Annotated in this window: 7 protein-coding genes and 1 pseudogene; 5 read left to right on the top strand and 3 right to left on the bottom strand. The window is 62.9% G+C overall.

Translation table 11 applies throughout. The features are described from left to right. The coding region (locus tag VFW93_RS10740) for a phospholipase domain-containing protein (protein ID WP_329693993.1) at positions 1-909 on the top strand (909 nt) is incomplete at its 5' end. A 144-nt stretch (positions 910-1,053) separates the two neighbouring features. Beyond that, positions 1,054-2,187, top strand: a complete 1,134-nt coding sequence (locus tag VFW93_RS10735; RefSeq protein ID WP_329693992.1) for a hypothetical protein — start codon at positions 1,054-1,056, stop codon at positions 2,185-2,187. Positions 2,188-2,208: 21 nt separating this feature from the next. Here VFW93_RS10735 and VFW93_RS10730 read toward each other — a convergent pair whose 3' ends face one another. Then, positions 2,209-2,574, bottom strand: a complete 366-nt coding sequence (locus tag VFW93_RS10730; RefSeq protein ID WP_329693991.1) for a PilZ domain-containing protein — start codon at positions 2,572-2,574, stop codon at positions 2,209-2,211. Positions 2,575-2,874: 300 nt separating this feature from the next. On the opposite strand from VFW93_RS10730, the gene VFW93_RS10725 reads away from it, so the two are divergent. From VFW93_RS10725 to VFW93_RS10715, 3 genes are all read left to right on the top strand, one after another. Continuing rightward, positions 2,875-3,135, top strand: coding sequence for a hypothetical protein (locus VFW93_RS10725; RefSeq protein ID WP_329693990.1), 261 nt, complete (start codon positions 2,875-2,877; stop codon positions 3,133-3,135). A gap of 156 nt (positions 3,136-3,291) precedes the next feature. Further along, on the top strand, positions 3,292-4,842 hold the full coding sequence (locus VFW93_RS10720) for a methyl-accepting chemotaxis protein (protein WP_329693989.1): 1,551 nt from the start codon (positions 3,292-3,294) through the stop codon (positions 4,840-4,842). Between the two features lie 16 nt (positions 4,843-4,858). After that, positions 4,859-5,443 carry a chalcone isomerase family protein gene (locus VFW93_RS10715; RefSeq protein WP_329693988.1) on the top strand — a complete coding sequence of 195 codons (585 nt, stop codon included), beginning with the start codon at positions 4,859-4,861 and terminating at the stop codon, positions 5,441-5,443. A 43-nt stretch (positions 5,444-5,486) separates the two neighbouring features. Here the strand turns inward: VFW93_RS10715 and VFW93_RS10710 are convergent, their stop codons facing one another. After that, the gene (locus VFW93_RS10710) at positions 5,487-5,741 is read right to left on the bottom strand and encodes a hypothetical protein (protein WP_329693987.1); all 255 of its coding nucleotides are present in this window, start codon (positions 5,739-5,741) and stop codon (positions 5,487-5,489) included. A 69-nt stretch (positions 5,742-5,810) separates the two neighbouring features. Continuing rightward, a pseudogene (locus VFW93_RS10705) lies at positions 5,811-6,385 on the bottom strand (hypothetical protein); the annotation flags it as partial.

The following is a 6,385-nucleotide window of genomic DNA, read 5'->3' as shown; positions in this document are numbered from 1 at the left end:
GTGCCCACCATCGTGTGCTCACCCTGGAGCCGCGGTGGCTGGGTGGCCAGCGAGACCTTCGATCACACCTCCATCCTGCAATTCCTGGAGAAGTGGACCGGCGTGTCCGAACCCAATATCAGCGCCTGGCGCCGCCAGGTCTGCGGGGACATGACCTCCTGCTTCGACTTCAGCGTCAGCAACACCAGCCGCCCCGTGCTGCCGGATACCGCCAGCCTCGCATCGGCCAGCCAGGGCCAGTGTTCAACCTTGTTGCCGCTGCCCGCCTACAGCACCACCATGCCACCGCAGGAAGCCGGCCAGAAGCCCCTGCGCAAAGCACCCGTGCAACTGGACTGCTGGCTCTCATCCGACCTGGCCAACGAAGGCAAGGTCTGGATCAACTGGGCCAACAAGGGCAGCAAGTCCGCACCCCTGCAGATCAACGCCAACAAGCACCGCGTGGACGGCCCCTGGTTCTACCAGGCCGACCCGGGCCAGGCCGGCAAGGACTACTGGCACGTGGTCTGGTACGGCGGCGGCTACTACGACCTCGAAGTGCATGGCCCGGCCCAGTTCATGCGTCGCTTCCGTGGCTATCTGAATGCCCGCGCGGTCAATGGCCAGCCCGAACCAGATGTCAAGCTGCTCACCCAAGGCCCCGGCCTGCCGGTGACCCTCACACTCAGCAATCCGGGCAGCAAGGCCGTCACGCTCAATGTGGTGGACCGCATCGCGGCCGGCGGCACGGTCAACTGGGCGATCACGCTCAACGGCAAGGAGACCCGCACCCTGAGTTTCGCCACCACCAACGACTGGTACGACTTCGGTGTGACCGTGGCGGGTGACAGCACTTTCTACCAATCGCTGGTAGGCCACGTGGAAGGCCGTGATGGCCTGACCCGGCCCAGGCTGCGTCGCTGGTCCTGAGCGACCACGCAAGCTTGGCCTTGGGCGCCACGATTGGCGCCCAAGGCCCCTGCTGATCCGGGTTTCTCCCGCGCCCGAGGAACCGCACAATGAACGGCCAGCACGCACGCCTGCGACGCTGGGCCGTTCAAGCTGGGAGAGGGCATGGATGTTTACCTGAATCGGACGCTGGAGCTGGGTCAGAAGGTGCCGTATGGCGCCAGTGACTTCAGGCTCCAGGTCAGCCAACACACTTACCACGTGGGCAACCCGGGCCGCTCGGGCGCCAGCTTTCCCGTCAAGCTCAAGGCTGCCGTGTACTGTGGCGAGACCGAGGTGCTCAACCTCGTGGCCGAGGTGCAACCCGCCACCAAGGCCCAGGACATGGGCTACCTGTTCAAGTACCAGGCCGGCATCGGCCCACACGAACCCGATCACATCCTGGCCTACATGGGCTCCAACCCGCAGGCCGACCCGGTTGGCGAATTGACCTTCACCGCCATGGGCGCCTACTTGCAGGATGAAGACGTGCAGGTGGCCTACGAGCACCAGCGCCGCGGCATCGCCACGGCCATGTACCAGCAGGCTGAAGCCTTGACGGGCAAGCAGTTCCTGTCACGCGCGGGCGACGTGCTCACAGTGGACGGCGCCGCCTTCTGGGCCAACGCCGATCGGCCCTTTGGCGTGGACGCGCTCTACAGCCAGCCACGGCGCCTGCTGTGGATCAACCTGGGCGACCTGATGGCAGCCCCCTTGAAAGAGCTGCCCAAGGTGGTGTTCGATGCGGATCGCTTCACGCAATCGGCCACCGGGCAGCGCTGCATCGAAATGGCCAACAGCGGCGGCGGTCCGCGCGTGGGCCTGCAGGAAGCCCGCACGCGCGGCCTGGTCGCCCGAGGCCATGACGGGCTGGTCGAATCCTTTGTCAATGATCCGCATGCCGCCCCCAAGCTGATGCGCAACGTGCAGTGCGGCACCCAGCCGCCCGCGCTGGCCCTGTGCAACGCCAGGGGCCTGCCGGACACCACCATCAGCCCACCACTGGCTTTGCTGACGGAGGAATCACGCGAAGACACGCTGCAGTTCATCGGCCGCTACCTGCACGCCCTGGCCGATCTGAACGCCATGGAGGTGCTGCATCCGATGATCCGTACCTTGAGCCGACAGCGCGTGGTGCATCACGAACGAGGCGATCCGGACAGTATCGAGCGCACCCTGGAGGTCAGGCGAGTGCAGTGCATCTCGGTCATGACCGACATGCTGGAAAAGGAAGCCGAGTTCCGCGCCAGCAGAATGTGAACGCGGGTTTTCGAGGGCCGTTCAGCCCTTTTTGACCCACTGCTCGATCATGTCCTTGACGGGCTGATCGATCCTGGCAAAACGCGTACCGATTCTGAATTTGCCACCCTTGACCACGTGGAACATGACCTTCGCGTGCAGGCTGGGATAGTGGTACTTGCTGCGGTCCGCAGGGTCGGGCATGGCCATCAGCACCTGCAGCATCACGCCGTCCGAAAAGGCGCGTTCGCACACCAGGCCCAGGCCATCCCCGGAGACGTTGATGACACGGGCGTCCAGGTATGACTGGGGCCCCGTCACGATCCTGGCGGCCCAGGACACATTGACTCGCGGACTTTGGCGAGCATCTGCCGCTTGTTGCGGCGTCGAATCAGTAACAACGGTCACAGCCTACCTCTTTGCTGGGTGAACGCGGTGGTAGCTCATGCTCGGGAGCCACTCACCTGATGGGTTTGTTTGCTCCTAGATCGGCAGCCTCCATCAAACCTTAAGTCGCTCAGGCTGTCACTGAAATATCTCTCGCTTTTTCCGGATTTATCACCTGGCACCGAATTTGTGCGCTCCCTGAAAGAGCAGGGTTTTCATACCTCTTTACAGGGAATCCACGCACTTGCGCAGAACACGCGCAAGCCTTAGAAATTGACAAGCGTCAAATACGTCACGGCTTAGCCCCTAAAAGGAGATGCGATGCCCGGTTCCACGCTCCGTCCGACGTCCATCAGGAAGCGCATCCGCTACCTGACGACCATCGCCCTCGTGCTGACGGCGATCACCGCGCTGGCCATCCTGGCCAGCGGCCATGTCATCCATGGTGCCTTGCTGATGCTTGGTGCCATGCTGCTGCTACCCGGCAGCATCTTCGGGCGCCGTCACCGCCAGCACCTCACTGAGGCGGCCCTGGCATCCAGCACGCCGGCTGCGCCACGCCGCTGGCGCAAGGCGGCCTGACACACGCGCATTTGTGCTGCCTGCGTCAGCTTTTTCACTTCAGTCCCTGACCGTCCCTGCCGAAAACGTCGGAAACCGTCATCTCTTGTGACCTTTGGCGCATGACGTCAATGCCCATCGGATGGCGCCCTCTTGCGAACGTGGACGCAGTGGACCATGAACATCCGACATATCCGAATCGGGCAGCGACTGATGATCGGCTTCGGTCTGGTCATCGCCTTGCTAATGCTGCTGGCCGGCCTGGCCATCCTGCGCATCAACAGCCTCAACAGCGAGATCGGGTCCATGGTCAAGGAGACCTACCCGCGCACGGTCATCGCCAACAAGATGAAGGCGGATCTCAACGACATCTCGCGCAGCATGCTCAGCATCCTGGTGATGTCCGACGCCGATCAGATGAAAGGCGAGGTGGCCAACATCGAGAAGGTCACCAAGCGCAATGACGAGAACCTCGCCCTGCTCAAGGCCAGTGTGCAGGATGCCGACGGTCAGGCCTTGATCAAGACCATCGTGGAGCTGCGCGAACGCGCCATGAAGCATCAGGTCTCGTTCATCAACATGATCAACACGGATGAAAAAGACAACGCGCTGACCAAGTACCTGTTCTCCATCCGTTCCCTGCAGACCAAGTATTTCGCGGCGCTGGACAAGCTGATTGCCCAGCAGAACACCCACATGGAAGAGGCCGGTGCCAATTCGGCGGACCAGGCGCGCAAGACGGCCTGGTTCATCCTGTTCCTGGCATTGGCGGCCACTGGCCTGAGTGGCGTGGTCGCCTTCCTGGCCACCCGCAGCATCACCGTGCCACTCAACCGGGCCGTGGGTGTCGCACAGCGTGTGGCCAAGGGTGACCTCAGCAGCACCATCGTGACCAACAGCCGCGATGAAACCGGGCAACTGATGCAGGCCCTGGCCGAAATGAATGCCAGCCTGCAAAGCATCGTGGGCAATGTGCGCCAGAGCACGGAGCAGATCGCCTCCGCCTCCACCGAGATCGCATCGGGCAACTTGGACCTGTCCTACCGCACCGAGCAGCAGGCCGCCTCACTGCAGGAAACCTCGGCCTCCATGAGCGAGCTGACCAACATCGTCAAACAGAACGCCGAGAACGCTCGCCTGGCCAGCGACCTGGCTCAGTCCGCATCGAATGTGGCGGCAGACGGTGGCTCGGTGGTGGCGCGGGTGGTGGACACCATGGGTGCCATTGATGCCTCGTCGCGCAAGATCGTCGACATCATCGGCGTGATCGACGGCATCGCCTTCCAGACCAATATCCTCGCTTTGAACGCAGCCGTGGAAGCGGCCCGTGCAGGTGAGCAAGGCCGCGGCTTTGCCGTGGTGGCAGGCGAGGTGCGCAGCCTGGCGCAACGCTCGGCCACGGCCGCCAAGGAAATCAAGACCCTGATTGGCGAATCCGTCGAGAAGGTGGCGCAAGGTGGGCAGCTCGTGAGCGAAGCGGGCAGCACCATGAACGAGGTGGTGGCCAGCGTCAAGCGCGTGACCGACATCATCACCGAGATCACCGCGGCCAGCCAGTCGCAAAGCCAGGGTATCGAAGCCATCTACCGGTCCATCCACCAGATGGACGGTGTCACTCAGCAAAACGCCGCCTTGGTTGAACAGGCCGCCGCTTCAGCCGAGTCCATGCAGAACCAGGCGACGAACCTGGCTCAAGTTGTCAGCGTCTTCAAGATTGCCAACCCCTAACCGCAAGAGGGCCCTCATGAAACTGTTTACCAAATCCGCACTGGCCGCCGCTGTTCTGGGCATGGCGATGACCCTGGCTCAAGCCGCCGAAGTGGCTGGCGTGAAAGTGGAAGAAAGCGCCAAGGTGGGCGGCAAGGACCTGGTGCTCAGCGGCGCCGGCCTGCGCACCAAGACCGTCTTCAAGATCTACGTGCTCGGCATCTACCTGACCAAGAAGGAAACCACCCAGGCTGGCGTGCTGGCCGCACAAGGCCCCAAGCGCGCCAAAATCCATGTGCTGCGCACGCTGACCGGCGAAGAGTTCGGTGGTGCTTTCCTGGCCGGCATCAACAAGAACCTGGACAAGGAAGAGAAATCCAAGTTCGTCAACCAGTTGCTGAAGTTCGGTGAACTGTTCGAAACCCTGCCGCCGCTGCAACCCGGTGACACCGTGATGGCGGACTGGGTCCCTGGTCAAGGCACCATCATCACGATCAATGGCAAGCAGATCATCGAACCGCTGCCCGATCCAGCCTTCTTCAACGCCATCCTGCGCATCTGGTACGGCGACAAGCCTGCCGAGGTGGCGCTCAAGCACGCCCTGCTGGGTGAGCCGACCTGATCGGCCACTGACACGAGGGCCGCGCCTTTCGCGCGCGCTCCGATCAGGACGCGCTGCGGTCCTCCCAGACCGCTGCCGCACACAAGGCGATGCCGACGACATACAGCATCACCGTGTTCGTGACGGCATAGGGATAGAACATCAAGGCCACGCCCAGCCATTTGGTCGTGGCCTTTTGCTTGCGCTTGCCGACCAGCCAGGCCGCCATGCCCAGCACGCTGAACAGGATCGCGCCAAAGATGTACGCTGGGCTTGGCAGGCTCAAGCCCATGGATTGAAGCTGGGAAACGGTGTCCATGGGGCGATGTATCCGGGTGAGGGGCTGGATGACGGCGCCAGCCACACCTTCAGGATATCAGGGCCCTGTTCAGGGTCTGGCCACCAGCCCATCCATGCGCACCACCTCGAAGTTGCTGCCCTTGACCTGGGCGAGCTCGGTCAGCAGCTTGTCGTTGTTCCAACGGTCATCCGGCGCGCCACTGATGAACCAGTTGGAGCCGTTGTCGGCCACGATCATGCCGTAAGTCTTCATGGCCGTGAGCAAGGCCTTGGTCTCGGTACTGAACGTGGACGGGATCACGTAGCTGGCCTTGAGGCGCACGCGCATGCCCATGGGGGCCGAGTAGGTAGCGGGGTTGTACGGCGCCCAGTGGGATGCCGGCGGCACGAAGGCGGCGCGCGTGGAGTTCACGGTGAAGCGCAAGGCATGGCGGATGCCACCCGGACCGCGTGCGGCCTCTTCATAACGGGCCAGGCCGGGGAAGATCGGCAGCCCGGCGGCATCGGCACTGGTCCAGTACAGAGGACGGGTGGCATTGCTGTTGAGCTCGAACACCGCACCGACCGACGCCTTCCAGCTGCCGTTGGCTTGCGGGTAAGCGTTGGCCAGTTCGTACAGGCGCTGGTTGTCCTTGTCGATCACCAGTACATGGCGGTCACCAG

The sequence above is a fragment of the Aquabacterium sp. genome, from assembly GCF_036279675.1.
Classification (GTDB): domain Bacteria; phylum Pseudomonadota; class Gammaproteobacteria; order Burkholderiales; family Burkholderiaceae_C; genus Aquabacterium.
Note: the sequence above shows the minus strand (reverse complement) of the source record. Positions and strands in the feature narration are given on the sequence as shown.